The sequence below is a fragment of the Nocardioides sp. CCNWLW216 genome (genome assembly GCF_037120545.1).
GTDB classification, from domain to species: Bacteria; Actinomycetota; Actinomycetes; order Propionibacteriales; family Nocardioidaceae; genus Nocardioides; species Nocardioides lianchengensis.
This window is the reverse complement of sequence record NZ_JBBBBJ010000008.1, coordinates 108,644-126,629: the sequence shown is the minus strand read 5'-3', so window position 1 is coordinate 126,629 and position 17,986 is coordinate 108,644. Positions and strand designations below refer to the sequence as shown.

Annotated in this window: 18 protein-coding genes; 9 read left to right on the top strand and 9 right to left on the bottom strand. The window is 71.9% G+C overall.

Features of this window, described 5'->3' with window-relative positions:
- Positions 1-33: 33 nt before the first annotated feature.
- From tatA to V7S47_RS18080, 5 genes are all read left to right on the top strand, one after another.
- On the top strand, positions 34-312 hold the full coding sequence (gene tatA / locus V7S47_RS18100) for a twin-arginine translocase TatA/TatE family subunit (protein ID WP_336562874.1): 279 nt from the start codon (positions 34-36) through the stop codon (positions 310-312).
- An 89-nt stretch (positions 313-401) separates the two neighbouring features.
- On the top strand, positions 402-1,175 hold the full coding sequence (gene tatC / locus V7S47_RS18095) for a twin-arginine translocase subunit TatC (RefSeq protein ID WP_336562873.1): 774 nt from the start codon (positions 402-404) through the stop codon (positions 1,173-1,175).
- Positions 1,175-1,576: a hypothetical protein gene (locus V7S47_RS18090; RefSeq protein ID WP_336562872.1), complete on the top strand. Its 402-nt coding sequence runs from the start codon at positions 1,175-1,177 to the stop codon at positions 1,574-1,576. Before tatC ends, V7S47_RS18090 begins: the two co-directional genes overlap by 1 nt.
- 30 nt (positions 1,577-1,606) lie before the next feature.
- On the top strand, positions 1,607-2,479 hold the full coding sequence (locus tag V7S47_RS18085; protein ID WP_336562871.1) for a diacylglycerol kinase: 873 nt from the start codon (positions 1,607-1,609) through the stop codon (positions 2,477-2,479).
- Positions 2,480-2,489: 10 nt separating this feature from the next.
- Positions 2,490-5,288, top strand: coding sequence for a DEAD/DEAH box helicase (locus V7S47_RS18080; protein WP_336562870.1), 2,799 nt, complete (start codon positions 2,490-2,492; stop codon positions 5,286-5,288).
- 82 nt (positions 5,289-5,370) lie between these two features.
- Here the strand turns inward: V7S47_RS18080 and V7S47_RS18075 are convergent, their stop codons facing one another.
- Complete coding sequence (locus V7S47_RS18075; protein WP_336562869.1) at positions 5,371-6,030, bottom strand: NAD(P)H-binding protein; 660 nt, start codon at positions 6,028-6,030, stop codon at positions 5,371-5,373.
- Positions 6,031-6,058: 28 nt separating this feature from the next.
- Positions 6,059-6,961 (bottom strand): 5'-3' exonuclease, encoded by a 903-nt coding sequence (locus V7S47_RS18070; RefSeq protein WP_442945363.1) that lies wholly within the window; start codon positions 6,959-6,961, stop codon positions 6,059-6,061.
- A 67-nt stretch (positions 6,962-7,028) separates the two neighbouring features.
- Here V7S47_RS18070 and V7S47_RS18065 point away from each other — a divergent pair, with 67 nt between their 5' ends.
- Entirely contained in the window at positions 7,029-7,484 is a 456-nt protein-coding gene (locus V7S47_RS18065) for an Lrp/AsnC family transcriptional regulator (RefSeq protein ID WP_280139642.1), read from the top strand.
- Here the strand turns inward: V7S47_RS18065 and V7S47_RS18060 are convergent.
- The 6 genes from V7S47_RS18060 to V7S47_RS18035 all read right to left on the bottom strand — a co-directional run bounded on the left by V7S47_RS18060 (position 7,474) and on the right by V7S47_RS18035 (position 14,108).
- On the bottom strand, positions 7,474-8,130 hold the full coding sequence (locus tag V7S47_RS18060) for a hypothetical protein (protein ID WP_336562867.1): 657 nt from the start codon (positions 8,128-8,130) through the stop codon (positions 7,474-7,476). The genes V7S47_RS18065 and V7S47_RS18060 overlap by 11 nt on opposite strands.
- Positions 8,131-8,213: 83 nt before the next feature.
- Positions 8,214-9,680, bottom strand: coding sequence for a KamA family radical SAM protein (locus tag V7S47_RS18055; RefSeq protein WP_336562866.1), 1,467 nt, complete (start codon positions 9,678-9,680; stop codon positions 8,214-8,216).
- 58 nt (positions 9,681-9,738) lie between these two features.
- Positions 9,739-10,344, bottom strand: a complete 606-nt coding sequence (locus V7S47_RS18050; RefSeq protein WP_336562865.1) for a GNAT family N-acetyltransferase — start codon at positions 10,342-10,344, stop codon at positions 9,739-9,741.
- A complete protein-coding gene (locus V7S47_RS18045) occupies positions 10,341-11,954 on the bottom strand; it encodes an amidohydrolase (protein ID WP_336562864.1) in 1,614 nt (537 codons plus the stop codon). The genes V7S47_RS18050 and V7S47_RS18045 overlap by 4 nt, the downstream gene beginning before the upstream one ends.
- A complete protein-coding gene (locus V7S47_RS18040; RefSeq protein ID WP_336562863.1) occupies positions 11,951-13,369 on the bottom strand; it encodes an AMP-binding protein in 1,419 nt (472 codons plus the stop codon). Before V7S47_RS18040 ends, V7S47_RS18045 begins: the two co-directional genes overlap by 4 nt.
- A complete protein-coding gene (locus V7S47_RS18035) occupies positions 13,362-14,108 on the bottom strand; it encodes an enoyl-CoA hydratase/isomerase family protein (protein WP_336562862.1) in 747 nt (248 codons plus the stop codon). The genes V7S47_RS18040 and V7S47_RS18035 overlap by 8 nt, the downstream gene beginning before the upstream one ends.
- 517 nt (positions 14,109-14,625) lie before the next feature.
- On the opposite strand from V7S47_RS18035, the gene lnt reads away from it, so the two are divergent.
- The 3 genes from lnt to V7S47_RS18020 are packed head-to-tail and all read left to right on the top strand — an operon-like array spanning position 14,626 to position 17,418.
- Positions 14,626-16,167 carry an apolipoprotein N-acyltransferase gene (gene lnt / locus V7S47_RS18030; RefSeq protein ID WP_336562861.1) on the top strand — a complete coding sequence of 514 codons (1,542 nt, stop codon included), beginning with the start codon at positions 14,626-14,628 and terminating at the stop codon, positions 16,165-16,167.
- Positions 16,168-16,177: 10 nt separating this feature from the next.
- Positions 16,178-16,957: a polyprenol monophosphomannose synthase gene (locus V7S47_RS18025; RefSeq protein WP_336562860.1), complete on the top strand. Its 780-nt coding sequence runs from the start codon at positions 16,178-16,180 to the stop codon at positions 16,955-16,957.
- The gene (locus tag V7S47_RS18020; RefSeq protein ID WP_336562859.1) at positions 16,954-17,418 is read left to right on the top strand and encodes an FxsA family protein; all 465 of its coding nucleotides are present in this window, start codon (positions 16,954-16,956) and stop codon (positions 17,416-17,418) included. Before V7S47_RS18025 ends, V7S47_RS18020 begins: the two co-directional genes overlap by 4 nt.
- A gap of 19 nt (positions 17,419-17,437) precedes the next feature.
- On the opposite strand, the gene V7S47_RS18015 is transcribed toward V7S47_RS18020, so the two are convergent.
- Positions 17,438-17,824 (bottom strand): RNA polymerase-binding protein RbpA, encoded by a 387-nt coding sequence (locus V7S47_RS18015; protein WP_090856539.1) that lies wholly within the window; start codon positions 17,822-17,824, stop codon positions 17,438-17,440.
- Positions 17,825-17,986: the final 162 nt, after the last annotated feature.

The window sequence follows — 17,986 nt, the reverse complement described above, 5'->3', positions numbered from 1 at the left end:
TTGTCATGACTCCGAATCGTCTGTGAGGACATCATGATCTCCCCCTTCGTCGCAGGTCTCGGCACGACCGAGCTGCTGATCATCCTGGCCGTCCTGGTCCTCCTGTTCGGCGCCAGCAAGCTCCCGGAGCTTGCTCGGGGCAGCGGGCGGGCCCTGCGTATCTTCAAGGCCGAGACCAAGGGCCTGATGGACGACGACGATGACGACGTCCCGCCGGCCAAGAAGACGCCTGAACAGCGTCAGATCGAGGCCCAGCAGGTCGACCTCGACACCGAGGTCGAGCGGCAGCGCCGCGGCGACACCACGACCTGAGACGGTCCGTGGCGTCCTCACTCCCGTTCGCTGGGATCCTCGGGCTCTTCAGCGCCAAGCCTCAGCACCCTGTCGGTGACGACGGCCGGATGGCCCTCTCCGACCACCTGCGTGAGCTGCGGGCGCGGCTGCTGAGGTGCACCCTGGTCCTGGTCGTCACCTTCGTCGTCGCGCTCTTCTTCTACGAGGAGCTGCTGGAGCTCATCAAGCGTCCGTACGTCGACGCCGTCGAGCAGCTCGGAGGCAAGGTGCCGAGCGAGCTCGTGCTCAACGGGGTCACGTCGGCCCTGCTGCTGCAACTGAAGCTCTGCGGCGTCGCGGCGATCGTGGTGTCTAGCCCCTACTGGCTGATGCAGATCTGGGGCTTCATCGTCCCCGGTCTCCACCAGCACGAGAAGCGGTGGACCCGGCTGTTCGCCGCGGTGGCCGGCCCGCTGTTCTTCGCCGGGGTCGCGCTCGGCTACTACGTCCTCCCCAAGGGCATCGAGGTGCTGATTGGGTTCACCCCGGTCGATGTCACCAACCTGGTCGACTTCGGCGAGTTCTTCTCCTTCATCACGCGCATGCTCCTCGTCTTCGGAATCGCGATGGAGATCCCGCTCTTCGTCATCATGCTCAACCTGGCCGGGGTGGTCTCCGGCAAGGCGATCGGGCGGTACCGGCCGTGGATCATCATCGGCACCTTCGTCTTCGCGGCCGTCGCGACGCCCTCGACCGACCCGTTCTCGATGCTCATGCTCGCGATCCCGATGCTGGTGCTCTTCGTCATCGCCGAGATCGTCGCCCGACTGGTCGACCGGGCCCGCGGTCGGGGCCGGGAAAGCACGGAGCAGTGGGACGACGACGAGGTCTCGCCGATCTGATGACACCCGACCTGGCCGACGTCGACCCGTTCGACCTGCCCGAGTGGCTGGGCGTGGGCGACGTGACCTGGTCGGCCGAGTCGGGAGTGCGCAGCGGGCACGACGTACGGGGGGTGCTGACGACGGGGGGCGCCGCGCTGCCGTGCGACCTGCTCGCGGTCGACGACGCGTGGCCCGAGCCGGTCGCGGACGCCGGCACCCGGGTCCGGGCCCACCAGGCCTGGCACCGTGGCCAGGTGCACCTCGTCAGCCACAGCGGGCGGCTCACCCTGGCCGTGCCGGGCTCCGGGTTCAGTGCCGACCTGGTGCTGGACGCGCTGAGCCGACTGGCCAAGGCGGTCGGGGCCTCACCCGACCACTACACCGCGCTGCTGCGCATCGGCACCGAGCGGCGTCGCTGAGCGACGCGCCCGGACCACTACCCTCCGGGTGTGCCCCGCGAGATCGCCCTCCTGACCAACCCCACCGCCGGCAAGGGCAAGGGGGCCAAGGCCCGCGCCGCCGCGTTGCCCCGCCTGCGTGAGGCCGGGGTCGTCGTCCGCGACCTGGTGGGCCGGGACGCGGACGAGGCACTCGACCTGGCCCGGGCCGCGGTCGCCGACGGCGTCGAGGCACTGGTGGTCGTCGGCGGGGACGGCATGGCGCACCTGGGTGTCCAGGCCGTCGCCACGAAGGGTACGGCGCTCGGGGTGATCCCGGCCGGCACCGGCAACGACGTCGCGCGCTACTTCGACCTGCCGCGCAAGGACCCGGTCGCCGCCGCCGGGCGGGTCGTCGCGGGCCGCACCCGGACGATCGACCTGGCCCGCAGCGGGTCGGCGTACTACGCGACGGTCCTGTGCGCCGGGTTCGACGCCGTCGTCAACGAGCGGGCGAACCGGATGACCTGGCCGCGGGGCCAGATGCGCTACAACCTGGCCACGGTCGCCGAGCTGCGGACCTTCGAGCCGCTGTCGTACACGCTCGAGCTGGACGGTGTCACGCACCGCACCGAGGCGATGCTCGTGGCCGTCGGGAACGGGCCGTCGTTCGGCGGCGGGCTCCGGATCACCGAGGGCGCGAAGCTCGACGACGGGCTGCTCGACGTCGTCATCATCAAGCCGATGAGCAAGCCCGGGCTGATCCGCACCTACCCCAAGCTCTTCAAGGGCACCCACACCACCCACCCGGCGTACGAGCACCACCTCGCGCGCACCGTCACCGTCGCCGCCCCCGGCATCGTGACGTACGCCGACGGCGAGCGGTTCGGTCCGCTGCCGCTCACGGTGGAGTGCGCGCCCGGAGCCCTGACGGTGCTCGCGTAGGTTGGAGGACATGAGCACCGACGAGCTGTCCCCGTCGGAGCGGTACGCGTCGTACCGCGAGAACCGCGGCCACCCGGTCCTGAAGGACTTCCAGGCGCTGCACGAGTTCCCGCTCGACGACTTCCAGCTCCGCGCCTGCCGCGAGATCGAGGAGGGTCGCGGCGTCCTGGTCGCCGCACCGACCGGGTCCGGCAAGACCATCGTGGGTGAGTTCGCCATCCACCTCGCCCTGCAGGGCGGGCGCAAGGCCTTCTACACGACACCGATCAAGGCGCTCTCGAACCAGAAGTACCAGGACCTCGTCGCCCGCTACGGCGCCGACCAGGTCGGCCTGCTGACCGGCGACAACACCGTGAACGGCGAGGCGCCGATCGTGGTGATGACGACCGAGGTGCTGCGCAACATGCTGTACGCCGGGTCGCGGACCCTGCTCGGCCTCGGCTACGTGATCATGGACGAGGTCCACTACCTCGCCGACCGCTCGCGCGGGGCGGTGTGGGAGGAGGTGATCATCCACCTCCCCGAGTCGGTCACCCTGGTCTCGCTGTCGGCGACGGTCTCGAACGCGGAGGAGTTCGGCGAGTGGCTGGCCACCGTGCGAGGCGAGACCGCCACGATCCTGGAGGAGCGGCGTCCGGTGCCGCTCTACCAGCACGTCATGGTCGGCAAGCGGCTCCTCGACCTGTTCGCGGACTCCGACGTCGACGCCGCCGCGGGCTTCGTCAAGGAGGGCGCCCCGGTCAACAACGAGCTGATGAAGGTGGCCCGCGACGACTGGGCCGCCAGCAAGCTCAAGGACCGCCGCTCCCCACGTGGGGCGAAGGGCCGCGGCGGACCACGGCAGGTCGGCAACGGGCGGCGGGTCTGGATCCCCAGCCGCGCCGACGTCGTCGAACGCCTCGACCGTGAGCGGCTGCTCCCGGCGATCGTGTTCATCTTCAGCCGAGTCGGCTGCGACGCGGCGGTGACCCAGGCGCTGAACGCCGGCATCCGGCTGACCAGCGCCGAGGAGCGGGACACGATCTTCGCCTACGTCGAGGCCGCGTGCCGTCACCTGCCCGAGGAGGATCTCCACGTCCTCGGCTACCACGACTTCCTCGACGGCCTGACCCGAGGCGTCGCCGCCCACCACGCCGGGATGCTGCCGGCCTTCAAGCAGTGCGTCGAGGAGATGTTCCTGCGTGGGCTCTGCAAGGTGGTCTTCGCGACCGAGACGCTCGCGCTCGGCATCAACATGCCGGCCCGCACCGTGGTCATCGAGAAGCTGTCCAAGTGGAACGGCGAGACGCACGCCGACATCACGCCGGGGGAGTACACCCAGCTGACCGGTCGCGCCGGTCGCCGCGGGCTCGACACCGAGGGCCACGGCGTCGTCCTGTGGCAACCCGGGATGAACCCGCGCGAGGTGGCCGGACTCGCCTCCACGCGCACCTACCCGCTGAGGTCGTCGTTCCGCCCGTCGTACAACATGGCCGTGAACCTGGTGAACCAGTTCGGCCGGGACACGTCGCGACAGCTGCTCGAGCAGTCGTTCGCCCAGTTCCAGGCCGACAAGGCGGTCGTCGGCCTGGCCCGCCAGGTCCGCAAGGCCGAGGAGGCGCTCGACGGCTACCGCGAGTCGGCGACCTGCCACCTCGGCGACTTCATGGAGTACGCCGGACTCCGCCGCCGGATCTCCGACGTCGAGAAGGACGCGAACCGCGCCCGGAAGTCCGACCGCCGCGACGAGGCCATCACGTCGCTGAAGGACCTACGCCCCGGTGACGTGATCCAGGTGCCGACCGGCAAGTTCGCCGGCTACGCCGTGGTGATCGACCCCGGCTGGTCCGAGGAGGGCCCGCGGCCGTACGTCGTCACCGCCGACCGACAGGCCCGCCGGCTCGCCATGATCGACTTCCCGACCCCGGTCGTGGCGCTGACCCGGCTGAAGATCCCGAAGAGCTTCAACGGACGCAATCCACAGATGCGTCGCGACCTCGCCTCTGCCCTGCGCTCCCGCACGCACGACCTGGCACCGCCGCCGCCGGGCCGCCGTACCCCGGACGCGCGCTCGACGCTGGCCCGCTCGGGCGCCGACGAGGAGGTGGCCCGGCTGCGGGCGGAGCTGAAGGCGCACCCGTGCCACGCCTGCCCGGACCGGGAGGACCACGCCCGCTGGGCCGAGCGCTGGTTCAAGCTCGACCGCGACACCCAGACCCTGAAGCGCCGCGTCGAGTCGCGCACCAACACCGTCGCCCGGCAGTTCGACCGGGTGTGCGACGTGCTCACGGCCCTGGACTACCTCGACGGCGACGAGATCACCCCGCGCGGCCGGCACCTGATGCGGCTCTACTCCGAGCTCGACCTGCTCGCCGCCGAGTGCCTGCGCCTGCGGCTGTGGGAGGGCCTGGACGCCTCGGGGTTGGCCGCGGTCCTCTCGGTCCTGGTCTTCGAGGCCCGCCGACCCGACGACGCCTCCTCTCCCCGCGTGCCGGGTGGTCCGGTCAAGGAGACGATCGCCGAGATGGTGCGCCTCTGGGGCGACCTCGACCGGCTCGAGAAGGACCACAAGCTCGACTACCTCCGCCAGCCCGACCTGGGCTTCGCCTGGCTCGCCTACCGCTGGGCCGAGGGCGACGAGCTTGACGACCTGCTCGGCGCCAGCGAGCTGGCCGCCGGTGACTTCGTGCGCTGGATGAAGCAGCTGCTCGACCTCGCCGGCCAGGTCGCCGACGCCGCCGGCGACGGGCCGGTCCGCGCGACCGCGCGGGAGGTCGTACGGCGGTTGCGGCGGGGTGTGGTCGCGTACTCCGGGCTCGCCGAGGACTGAGAGGACTCCTCAGTGATGCTGATTGTGACCAATCAGCATCACCGGGCGAATCGGCTCCGCCGTTTGTGACCAATCAGCACGATCAGTCGATCGCGGCCGCGATCGCGTCCCGCACCCCGGCGGAGCCACCGACCAGGTCCCACTGCCGCCCGACGGAGGCGGGCTCGTCGAGGACGGCGGCGAGCACGGCGGCGACGTCGGCGCGGGTGACGTCGCCGGGCGCGAGGTCGGGGCCCAGGGCGACCTGGCCGGTGGCGGGGTCGTCGGTGAGGCGGCCCGGGCGGAGGATGGTCCAGGCGAGGCCGCTGTCACGGAGGGCGGCGTCGGCGTCGCGCTTGGCCTCGACGTAGGCACGCCAGACGTCGTCGGTGTCGTCGGGGAGGGGACGGTCGACGCCGATGGCGGAGACCTGGACGAACCGGTCGATGCCGGCGAGCCGGGCTCCCTCGATCGACTTCAGCGATCCCTCGAGGTCGACGGTTCGCTTGCGCTCGACGTTCCCGTCGGCTCCACCACCCGCCGCGAAGACGACGGCGCCGCACCCCTCGAAGGCGGCGGCGAAGGCCGCTGCGTCGGCCCGCTCGATGTCGAGGAGGCGGACCTCGGCGCCCCGCTTCTCGAGCTCGTCGCGGTACTCCTCCTTGCGCACCAGCGCCACCGGCGTGTGCTCGGTACGGCGCAGCTCCACCAGAAGGTGCTTGGCCACTTGTCCGTGACCCCCGACGATCGCGATCTTGTCCATGTCCTCCACCGTAGGACGGGACCGGTGATCAGTCCGAGAGCACCGCGGTCAGGCGCTCGGCGGGCGACTCGAGGCCCCACCGCTCGGCCAGCTCCTGCACGAGGGCGGGGTCGCGGGGCGCCGACGGCAGGGCCAGGTCGGAGCGGTCGAGCGGGAGCTCGCGGGCCACAGCCACGACCTGCGGGGCGACCGCGAGGTAGTCGGCGGCGGCCTTGATCTTGCTCCGCGGGCCGGGGGCGAGGTCGGACGCCGGGTCCTCGGCGGCGGCGACGATGCCGGCCATGTCGCCGAAGCGCTGCAGCAGGGTGGCGGCCGTCTTCTCGCCGACCCCCTTCACCCCGGGCAGGCCGTCCGAGGCGTCCCCCCGGAGGGTGGCGAAGTCGGCGTACTGGCGGGCGTCGATGCCGTACTTGTCGACCACCCACTGGTTGGTGACCCGCTCGTGGTTGCCCACGCCGCGGGCGATGTAGAGAACGCGGACGTCGGCGTCGTCGTCGACGAGCTGGAACAGGTCGCGGTCGCCGGTCACGATGTCGACGGGCTGCCCGGCCCCCGTGGCCAAGGTGCCGATCACGTCGTCGGCCTCGTAGCCGTCGTGGCCGATCACGGTGATGCCGTACGCCGCCAGCACCTCGCGGATGATCGGGACCTGGACCTGGAGGTCGTCCTCGACCACCTCGACGTCGGGGGCCGTCTCGACCTCCTCGACCACCCGGTGCCCCTTGTACGACGGGACCAGGTCGACGCGCCACTGCGGACGCCAGTCGTTGTCCCAGCAGCAGACCAGGTCGGTCGGCTCGTACTGGTCGACCAGCCGGGTGATGAAGTCCATCAGCCCCCGGACGGCGTTGACCGGCGTGCCGTCGGGCCCGCTGATCGAGGGGACCCCGAAGTACGCCCGGAAGTACAGCGAGGCGGTGTCGAGGAGCATCAGGCGGCCTGTCTGCGGGCTGGTCACCCGGGAATCCTGCCACGAGTCGTGGATTAGCCTGTCGGCCGTGAACTTGTCCGAGGTGGAAGCCACCGACCGCAAGATCCTCGACCTCCTCGCCGCCGACGGCCGGATGTCCTTCACCGACCTCGGCAAGGCCACCGGCCTGTCGACGTCGGCCGTGCACCAGCGCGTCAAGCGGCTGGAGCAGCGCGGGTTGATCCTGGGCTACGGCGCCACGATCAACCACGAGGAGGTCGGCATGCCGCTGACCGCCTTCATCTCGATCCGCCCGATCGACCCCTCCCAGCCCGACGACTCACCCGAGCGGTTGCGCGACATCCCCGAGCTCGAGTCGTGCTGGTCGGTCGCGGGGGAGGAGTCATACGTCCTGAAGGTCCGGGTCGCCACGCCGCGCCACCTCGAGGAGCTGCTCGCCCGGATCCGGGCCGCCGCGAACGTGTCGACCCGCACCACCATCGTGTTGTCGACGTTCTACGAGAATCGGCCGGTCACGTCCTGACGGCCGTCACCGTCAGGTCGGCGTAGTAGACCCGTCCTCCATTGTTGGCCAGACCGGTCGAGCAGCGCAGCGCGACGTCGTACGTCCCGGGCGTGACCGCCTCGCTCGCCGTCTGCGCCCACGTCTTGTTCTCGTACTGACCGAAGCTGTCGTTGGAGGGGAAGGTGATGCTGCGGGCCGTGCCGCCCACCGGTCGCAGGTCGACCTGACAGTTGAACGACCGGCCGGAGATGTCGCCATTGTGCAGATAGGCGTCCGCGGCGACGATGAGGCGAGCGGGCTCGGTGAGGCGGAGCCGACCCGAGCGCTGACCCGGTCCGGAGCTCAGGGTGGTGACGTCACCCAGGCTGCCGTCACCGGGCAGCGAGACCGGGCTGTAGGCAGTGTCGCGGCCGTAGCGGTAGTTCGACCATGCCACGGCGAGGACGCCGTCGTCCCCGGTCGCTCCGCGCGGCCCGGCCGGCACCTGGCCGCGGGCGAAGTCCTTGCGCTTCAGCGAGTGGTCCTTCACGTCCTTGCCGGTGAGGGAACCGTTCTTGATGTCGGCGCCGGTGATGCTGCGCGCCGCGTCGGCGACCACGGGGTTGGTCACCAGCAGGAACGAGAGGACGAGAGTGAGGGCGGCGGGGGCGAGATAGCGGCGCACGGAGACTCCCAGGGTCGGTGGTCCCGCCAGACTGGATCACCGCCCCCGGGCGCGACATGACCCGAACGGGCCATGTCGTCAGGTCACCAGGCCTGCAGCGCCGCCGTACGACGCGACGCCTCGGCGGCCTCGGCGGCCTTGAGCGCGGACTCGTCGAGCCGTCCGTGCTCCTCCCACCACGCGCGGCCGGCGGCCGGGAGGGTGTGGATCGGGTCGTAGTACTCGTAGGTACGCGACAGTGCCTCGGGGTCGGCGGCCTCGATCGACGTGCGGTAGTTCTTGGTCCAGTACGAGATGCCGCGCTCGGCGTCGTACGACGCGAGCTGGTGCACCCACCGCTTGCCGACGAAGGGCACGTCGCAGACGATCCGCGGCGTCGCGAAGCCCGGCAGGTAGCCCATGATGTGGTGCTGCAGCCGCTGCGCGTCGGCGACCGAGACCCGCCAGTGCTCCGAGTAGGGGATCAGGTCGCACATGTAGAAGTAGTAGGGCATGATCCGGGCGCCGTCGAGGAGCCGGAAGCACAGGTCGAGCAGCGCGTGCGGGTCGGCGTTCACCCCGTTGAGCAGCACACCCTGGTTGCGCACGTCGCGCAGGCCGGCGTCGAGCATCGCGGCCGACGCCTTCGCCACGATCGGCGTGATCGACTGGGCGTGGTTGGCGTGGGTGTGCATGGCCAGCGAGACGCCCCGGGAGTTGGCCAGGCCGGCGACCCGGGACACGCCCTCGACGACGTCCGGCTGCAGCCAGTGCTGGGGGAGGCCGATCAGCGCCTTGGTCGCGAGCCGGATGTCGCGGATGTTCTCGATCTCCAGCAGGGAGGTCAGGAACGCCTCGAGGCGGGGCCACGGCATGTTGGCCACGTCGCCGCCGGAGACCACGACGTCGCGCACCGACGGCGTACGGCGGAGGTAGTCGAGCATGTCGCCGATCCGGTCGTTCGGCTTGCCGGCGAACTTCAGCTTGTCGATCACCGGCGTCGAGTTGCCGACGAGGTCCATCCGGGTGCAGTGGCCGCAGTACTGCGGGCAGGTCGGCAGCAGCTCGGCGAGCACCTTGGTGGGGTAACGGTGGGTGAGACCCTCGGTCGCCCACATGTCGTGCTCGTGCAGCGAGTCGCGGGTGGCGTGCGGGTGCGAGGGCCAGTCGGTGCGGCGGTCGCTGAACACCGGGATCATGTAGTGCCGCACCGGATCCGCGTAGAACGCCTCGGTCATCGAGCCGGGCCCGGCGGGCTCGAACGCCGGGACCATCGTGTTGAGCATCTGCGGCGGCACCAGCATCGACATCGTGGCGCGCTCGGTCTGGTCGCGCTCGAGGTCGGCGAAGAACCGCTCGTCGAGCAGGTCGCCGGTCAGCTCGCGCAGCTGCTTGACGTTCTTCACGCAGTGCGCCCGCTGCCACTGCACCGAGTCCCACTCGGCCGCGGTGACGTCCCGCCAGCCCGGGAAGCGGGTCCAGTCCGGCTCGACGAGCTCCACCCGGCGGTACGGGTAGGGCTGCCCGGTCTCGTCCTCCACGAGGGACGCGATCGACGTCTCGATGCTCATGGGCCCAGGGTGACACAAATCTTGCGCCGAGACGAACGCAACGCCGCAGGATCTCCTGTCAGAGACCGCTCGCGCGCAGCGTCCGGCGTACGACGGGGGAGTCCGCGGGCAGGCCGTACCGCCGCTCGTAGACGCCCTCCACCAGCTCCCGCAGCCCGACCTCGGGGAGGTCGGGCCGCAGCGGCTGGTCCATCAGGCACAGGGCGGGTGCGTGGCCGTCGTCGTGCGGCGGGAGGTACTCGCTCACCGGCAGCAGCCGGCCGCCGAGCCGCTCGTAGAAGACGATCCGCCGACGGTGCTCCTCGACCGCGTGGCCGGGGAGGCCGGGCTCGTCGGGGTCCTCGACGTCCCACACCAACCGGGTGCGGCCCTCCGCGGCGAGCAGCCCGGTCAGGTCGGCCCACATCGACGAGCCGATGCCGCGTCCGCGCCGGCCGACGGCGTAGTAGCGCAGGAACGTCCAGCCGGTCGGCCCGAGGTCGCGGACCAGCGCGAAGCCGCTGGGGCCGTCGTGCTCGACCCGGACCAGCAGTCGGTCGGCCAGCAGGTCGGCGAACGGGACGGTCAGCTCCTCGGGGAACGCCGACTCGTAGATCGCGCGCACGGCGTCGAGCTCGGCGTCGGGCAGGGTTGCGGCGGAGACCAGGCCGGGGAGAGCGCTCATCCGTGCACCACCTCTCCGGCCAGCACCGTGCCGAGCACCTCGATGTCGCGGATGGTCGTGGGGTCGACCGTCGCCGGGTCGTCGGAGAGGACCACCAGGTCGGCCCGCTTGCCGAGCGCCACGGTGCCCCGGTCGTGCTCCTGGTGCGAGGCGTACGCCGAGCCCAGGGTGTACGCCGTCAGCGCCTCGAGCCCGGTGATCGCCTCCTCGGGCCCGCAGGCGGCCCCCGCGTCGGTCCGCCGGTTCACCATGTCGTGGAGGCCGAGCAGCGGCGCCCCGTCGACCACCGGCCGGTCCGAGCTGCCGGGCGGGGTGATGCCGGCGTCGAGCAGTGACCGGTAGCGGTAGGCCCAGCCGGCGCGGTCGGGACCGAGCGCCCGGAGCATCCCGTCGCCGATCTCGCCCACGAAGCGGCCCTGGGGGACCGGGACGACGCCCAGCGCGGCCGCGCGGAGCACCTGGTCGGGTCGCGAGACGCCGAAGTGCTCCACCCGGTGCCGGACGTCGGGCCGCGGCCAGCGGCGCTGCGCCTCGTCGTACGCGTCGAGGACGAGGTCGATCGCGGCGTCGCCGATCGCGTGGGCGGCGACCCGCCAGCCGGAGCGGTGCGCGTCGAGGATGGTCCGGGTCAGCGCGGCCGCGTCGTCCTGGAGGTAGCCGCGGGAACCGGGGGTGTCGGCGAAGTCCTCGGTCAGCGCACAGGTGTGGCCGATCAGCGAGCCGTCGGAGAAGACCTTCACCGGCCCGATCCGCAGCCGATCGTCGCCGAGGCCGGAGCGGATCCCGAGGTCGAGGCCGCGCACGATCCCGTCGTCCTCGTGGGCGCTCAGCGTGCGCAGCGCGTCGGCGGCCACCATGAGCTCGACACGCACCGGAAGCCGGCCGGTGTCGCGGGCCTGCTGGTAGGCCGCCACCTCGACGGGGCTCTTGCCGATCCAGCCGCCGCCGACCCCGGCCTCGACCACGCTGGTGATCCCCTGGGCGAGGTAGGCCCGCCCCGCGCGCTCGATCGCGTCCACGAGGGTGGCCACGGGGTAGGGGAGGACCAGCCGCGACAGCAGGCCCTGGGCCTGCTCCTGGAGCAGCCCGGTGGGGCGCCCCTCGCCGTCCACCACGACCAGCCCGCCGGGCACGTCGACGGGGGCGTCGGCCAGGCCCAGCTCGGTCAGCACCGCGCTGCTGACGGTGCACATGTGCCCGGAGGTGTGCTTGAGCCAGACCGGCCGGCCCCCGGCGGCCCGGTCGAGGGCGTCCCGGCTCGGGTGCGCTCCGAGCTTGTTCTCGTCGTAGCCGGCGCCGACCACCCACTCGCCCGGCGCGGCGGTGGCCGCCCGGGCCGCGACGGCGTCGTACAGGGCCTCGAGGGAGGGGACGCGCAGGTCGACCTCAGCCAGGGACAGGCCGTACCACGCCATGTGGTTGTGGGCGTCGTGGAAACCGGGCGCGACCACTGCGCCGTCCAGGTCGATCACCCGTCGGGCGGGTACGTCCTCGAGCGCGACGACCCGCCCGTTCAGGACGGCCACGGCGCTGGTCACGTCGGCGCGGCCCGCGCCCTCGATCGTGCGCACCCGCGCGTTCGTGAGCAGCAGGTCGGCCTGGAGGCTCACAGCTTGGCCTTCTCCACGCGGTGCGACGCAGTCAGCGGCAGGTCGTCGCGGAACTCCCAGAAGCGCGGCACCTTGAAGCCCGCGAGCCGGTCGCGGCACCACGCGTCGAGCTCGTCGGACGACGAGCCGGGCGCCACGACGTACGCCTTGACCTCCTCGCCACGGATCTCGTCGGGTACGCCGACGACCGCGGCCAGCCGCACCGACGGGTGGGTCAGCAGCACGTCCTCGACCTCGCGTGCGGCGATGTTCTCGCCGCTGCGCCGGATCATGTCCTTGAGCCGCCCGGTGAGGTAGACGCGACCCGCGTCGTCGAGCCGGGCCAGGTCACCGGTCGGGAACCAGCCGTCCTCACGGAACGGCGACTCGTGACCGAGGTAGCCCAGCATCATGCCCGGTCCACGCAGCCACAGCTCGCCGTCGACCAGCCGCACCTCACGGTGCGCCGCCGGCCGGCCCAGGCAGCCGGACCCGACCAGCACGTCGTGGTCGTCGGACCCGACCCGGATGTCGGCGCCGGTCTCGGTCATCCCGAAGGCCTCGAACCACGGCACGCCCCACCGGTCCTCGAGCTCGGCGTGCAGCGCCGTGGGGATCGCCGAGCACTGGACGGCACGCACGCGGTGCACCCGGTCCAGCGGGTCCGGCGGCATCCGCAGCAGCAGGGTCGGCATCGCGGCCAGGCAGTAGAAGTAGGTGACCTCGTGCTCGCGGACCTTGGCCCAGAAGGTCGACGGGTGGAACCCGTCGAGCGCGACCAGCTGGGCGCCGGCGACGAGCGCCGTGACGACGTTCCACTGCGGGTCGACGTAGTGGAACGGCTGGGCGGTCAGCATCACGTCCTCGGCGGACACGTGCGGGAACTCCGCGACCATCGACCCGGCGAGGGTGGTCCAGTAGCGGTGGGTGAGCAAGCAGCCCTTCGGACGCCCGGTCGTGCCCGACGTGTACTGCACGTTGACGACCGCGTCGGGGTCGACCGGGCCCTGCTCCCAGGTGCCGTCGGCGACCAGCTCCTCGACCCCTGCGACGTCCGGCAGGTCGCCGACCGCGTCGAGCACCCCGGCGTGCTCCGCCGTCGTCACCACCAGCCGGGTGCCGGAGTCACGCAGCACGTGCTCGGTGTCGACCGGGCCGTAGCGCACGTTCAGCGGCACCATCGCGGCCCCGAGCCGCATCAGCGCGAACCAGACCAGCGGCATCTCCGGACGGTTGCCGAGCAGCACGGCCACCCGGTCGCCCGGGCCGATCCCGCGCTCCCGTAGCGCCTGGGCGTACGACGCGGAGCGCGCCCCGACATCGGCGTACGTGAGTCGCTCGGCCGGCCCGTCGCCGAGGTCGAAGGTCCAGGCGACCCGGTCGGCGCGGTAGCGCGCCGCCGCTTCCAGGACGGAGACGAGGTCCTTCTCAGCCACGACCGAAGGCCTCCCGGGGCGCGTCGCCCTCCCCGGAGAGCGACGTCAGCAGCGCGTGGTCGACCTCCCGGCCGAGTGCCTCCTCGAAGCTCGCGTCGAGCCCCTCGTCGAGCACCCGCTTCGCCAGAGAGACCGAGAGCGCCGGGCGTGCGGCCACGCGGTGCGCGACCTCGAGGGCGACCGTCTCGTGCTCCCCGGGCGGTACGACGCGCGCGACCATCCCGATCTCGCCCGCCCGCGCGCCGGTGATCCGCTCGCCGAGCAGGATCAGCTCCTTCGCGCGGGCCCACCCGACCAGGGCCGGCAGCAGCCGGGAGATCCCCCCGGTGACGCTGAGCCCGACCTCGACCTCGGGGAACCCGAACTGGGCGTCCGCGGTCGCGACGACCACGTCGCAGGCCAGCGCGAACTCGCAGCCGGCCCCGAGCGCGTGACCGTGCACGGCCGCGACGACCGGGCCGGGGAACGAGCGGACCAGCCGGGTGACGTCCTGGATGGCCTCGAGCCGGGCCCGCGTCTCCAGCGGCGACTCGACCGGCTCGGGCTCCTTCAGGTCGTGTCCGGCGCAGAACGACCGGCCGCGGCCGGCGAGCACCACCGCGCGGGCCCCCTCCGCGGCGGCCCGGCGCAGCCCCGCGGCCAGACCGTCGGTCAGGGCGGGCACCACCGCGTTCAGCCGCTCGGGCCGGTCCAGGTGGATCAGGGCCACCTCGCCGTCGCGGGTGTAGTCGACCGCCACGGGCCGCTCCTTCCGGGTCAGAGCCGCCGGCAGCCGGGTGCGCCGCGCGGCACGCAGACGGTACGCCGCGCGCGGTCCGGTGCGACAGCGGGCCCGCCTCGGGCTAGCAGCCTTTACATGCGATCTCGAGCAAGGACGCGCGACACGCCGAGGTGGTCTGGAGAATCAGCGAAATTCTGGTGAACATCACACGGCGCTGACCTGCGAGGACGTGCGTTCGTGCAGGTCAGGGCCATGTTGACAGGCCGCCCCGGGAGACGCGACTGTGTGCCGTCCGCTCATGCAGATCGTGGCCTGGCGGACCGACGTCCGAGTGGCCGTGTCGGAGGGTGGGGTGCCAATCACCCGTCCGACGCTGTTCGCGGAGGTCGGTCCGCTCCGCGAGGGCGGACACGGAAGGACCCCGCACCCCCTAGACAACAACCCGGGCTCGGCAGCCGGTCATTCTCAGGTTGGTCCGAAGGGTTTCGGGGTCCTTCCGGAGCTCTGCAACCGTGGCTCGACTACGTTGTCGCCTGTGCTGAAGCGGATCCTGCTGGCCCTCGTCGCCGGAGTGGTCCTCTCCCTGGCCTTCGAGCCCGTCGCCGCCCCGATCGTGCTGCCGTTCGCGGTCGCCGGCTTCTTCCTCTCCGTGCGCGGCCTCCGGGCGCGCCAGGGCTGGTGGGTCGGCCTGGTCTTCGGCGTCTCCTTCTACTACGTGCACATCTGGTGGATGCACGTGGTGGCCCTGCCCGCGTGGCTCGCCCTAGCCGGCATCGAGGCCTTCTTCTACGGCGTCCTGGGCGCGGTCGTCGCCGTCCTCGGCGCTCGCCGCTGGTGGCCGCTGTGGGTCACCGCAGCCTGGGTCGCCGTCGAGGTGCTGCGCAGCGGCTGGCCCTTCAGCGGGATGCCCTGGGGCCGGCTGGCGTTCGCCACCGTCGACACCCCGGTCGCCGCCTCGCTCCCGTACGTCGGGATGGTCGGTGTCACCGCGCTGCTGGCCCTGGCCGGGGCGCTGCTGGCCTGGGTGGTGGTCGCCGAGGGTCGTGAGCGCCGGTTCGCGCTGGGGGCGGTCGCGGCCCTCGTCGCGGTGCTGGCGGTGCCCGCGCTGGCGTCGTACACCCCGGACGAGGTGGGCTCCACGACGGTCGCGGTCGTGCAGGGTGACGTGCCGGGGCCCGGCAACGACATCCTCTACGACCCCGACGGCGTCACCGAGAACCACGTCCGCGCCACCGTGGAGCTCGCGGACGACGTACGAGCCGGCGACGTGCCGGCGCCCGACTTCGTGGTCTGGCCCGAGAACTCCACCGCCTCGGACCCCTTCAACCGGCAGGTGATCGGCGACGGGATCCGCGAGGCCGTCGCCGCGGTCGACGTCCCAGTGCTGGTCGGGGCGATCGTCGACGGCGACCCCGGCCACGTGCTCAACCAGGGCATCGTGTGGGACCCGGTCACGGGCGCGGGGGAGCGGTACACGAAGCAGAACCCGGTGCCCTGGGGCGAGTACATCCCCTTCCGGAAGTACCTCGACTACAACATCGGCGACCTGTCCAGCATCGGCCGCGACATGCTCCGCGGGACCCGCGAGGAGCCGCTCACGGTCGCCGGCGTGCGGATCGCCGACGCCATCTGCTTCGACGTCGCCTACGACGGTGGCATCCAGGCCCAGCTGACCCGCGGGGCCGAGCTGATGGTGGTGCAGACGAGCAACGCCTCCTTCATGGGCAGCGACCAGATCGACCAGCAGTTCGCGATCACCCGGCTCCGCGCGATCGAGACCGGCCGGTGGCTGACGGTGGCCTCGACCAACGGACTCAGCGGGATCGTCGCCCCCGACGGGACCGTGGTGGCGACGGCCGACCCGCGCACCACGGCGGTGCTCGTCGAGGAGGTCGGGCTGGTCGACGACGTGCCGCCCGGGATCCGGGTCGGCCCCTGGGTGGCGCGACTGTGCATCGCTGCGACACTGGCCGGCCTCGTCCTCGCCATGCTCACGTATCGTCGGAGGCGGACACTTCCGCGACCCGTTGAACCCGGTCCGGACGGACCCCGGCTGCAGGAGACGAAGCAGGAATGAGGCTTCTCGCGTGAGCACCACACCCCACGTCGAGCTGGGACGTGTCGTGGTCGTGGTCCCGACGTACGACGAAGCGGCCAACCTGGCCTGGATCGTCGACCGGCTGCGCCGCGCGCAGCCCGAGGTCGACGTCCTCGTCGTCGACGACGACTCCCCGGACGGGACCGGCCGGATCGCCGACGAGCTCGCCGCGGCCGATGACCACGTCAAGGTCCTGCACCGCACCGCCAAGGGTGGGCTCGGGGCGGCGTACCGGCACGGCTTCGCCCACGCCCTCGCCGAGGGGTACGACGTCATCGGCGAGATGGACGCCGACGGCTCCCACCAGCCCGAGCAGCTGGGCCTGCTGCTCGACGCCCTGGCCGACGCCGACCTGGTGATCGGCTCGCGGTACGTGCCCGGGGGCTCGGTGGTCAACTGGCCGCGCTCCCGGGAGCTGCTCTCGCGCGGCGGCAACCTCTACGTGCGGCTGCTGCTCGGCATCCGGGTCCGCGACGCCACCGCCGGGTTCCGGCTGTTCCGGCGCGGCACCCTGGAGAAGATCGACCTCGACTCGGTGCGCTCGACGGGCTACGTCTTCCAGACCGACATGGTCGCCCGGACCCTGAACGCCGGGCTGACGGTGCGCGAGGTGCCGATCGAGTTCGTCGAGCGCGAGCGCGGCGACTCGAAGATGAGCGGCGCGGTGGCCACCGAGTCGCTAAAACGGATCACCTGGTGGGGCCTGCGCGAGCGCCGCGACCAGGTACGACGGGCCTGGCGGGACCGGTCCTGGAGGAGTCGCTCGTGAGCCCTCGCCGCCGCAGCACCCGCTGGGTGCTCTTCGTCCTCTTCGTGGTCGTCCCCCTGGCCGAGATCTACGTCCTGATCCAGGTCGGACAGGTCATCGGGCCCTGGTGGACGATCCTGCTGCTGGTGCTCGACAGCATCTTCGGCACCTGGCTGATCCGCCGCGAGGGCGGCCGCGCGTTCGCCGCGCTGCGCAGCGCCCTCGAGAGCGGCCGGATGCCGGCGCGCGAGCTCGCCGACGGCGGTCTCATCCTGGTCGGCGGCACGCTCATGCTGAGCCCGGGGTTCGTCACCGATGCCTTCGGCATCCTGCTGATCCTGCCGTTCACCCGGCCGGCCTTCCGCGGCCTGCTGACCCGCGTGGTCACGGCCCGACTCATCGCCGCGCCCCGGAACGCACGTCGCCCCGGACCGGGACCCGACGGGTCCGTGGTCCGGGGCGAGGTCGTCGACGACTCCTGAGCGCCCGCGGAGGGCTGGCTCAGGCGGTCGCCTTGCGCTTCTTCGCGTTGGCCCGGTGCAGGTGCGCCGGACCGATCTCGCCGCCGCGCAGCAGCTCCAGGCGCTCCTTGAGGATGTCCTCGAGCTCCTTCTCGGAGCGGCGCTCCAGCAGCATGTCCCAGTGGGTGCGGGCCGGCTTCTCGTTCTTCGCCTCCGGCTGGATGCCCGAGGTGCTGAGGCTCTCAGCACCGCAGCGCGGGCACTCCCAGATGGCCGGGACGTCGGCCTCGACCGACATGGTGATCTCGAACTCGTGCCCCTGCGGGCACCGGTAACCGACCTGCTGACGAGCCGCGAACTCGATCCCGCGCTCGTCCTCGAAGCTCTGGCCTCCGAGTCGGGCACCGCGCAATGTGCGCTCCGCCATGAGGCACCTCCGTTTTCTGTCCCCCGTGGACGACTGACCGAGAGGACCTGGATGGTGCCTCTCAGAAGTCTTCAACGGTACTGAGCGGTCCGAGATTCCGACAATCGGCGATTCTCGGCTTCCTCTCAGGTACCCGGCCGGACGCCGGGTCAACCGAGGCGT

Coding starts and splice junctions, on each gene's coding strand:
- tatA (WP_336562874.1), top strand. CDS start 34: ATGATCTCCCCCTTCGTCGCAGGTCTCGGCACGACCGAGCTGCTGATC.
- tatC (WP_336562873.1), top strand. CDS start 402: ATGGCCCTCTCCGACCACCTGCGTGAGCTGCGGGCGCGGCTGCTGAGG.
- V7S47_RS18090 (WP_336562872.1), top strand. CDS start 1,175: ATGACACCCGACCTGGCCGACGTCGACCCGTTCGACCTGCCCGAGTGG.
- V7S47_RS18080 (WP_336562870.1), top strand. CDS start 2,490: ATGAGCACCGACGAGCTGTCCCCGTCGGAGCGGTACGCGTCGTACCGC.
- V7S47_RS18075 (WP_336562869.1), bottom strand. CDS start 6,030: ATGGACAAGATCGCGATCGTCGGGGGTCACGGACAAGTGGCCAAGCAC.
- V7S47_RS18070 (WP_442945363.1), bottom strand. CDS start 6,961: ATGCTCCTCGACACCGCCTCGCTGTACTTCCGGGCGTACTTCGGGGTC.
- V7S47_RS18055 (WP_336562866.1), bottom strand. CDS start 9,680: ATGAGCATCGAGACGTCGATCGCGTCCCTCGTGGAGGACGAGACCGGG.
- V7S47_RS18050 (WP_336562865.1), bottom strand. CDS start 10,344: ATGAGCGCTCTCCCCGGCCTGGTCTCCGCCGCAACCCTGCCCGACGCC.
- V7S47_RS18015 (WP_090856539.1), bottom strand. CDS start 17,824: ATGGCGGAGCGCACATTGCGCGGTGCCCGACTCGGAGGCCAGAGCTTC.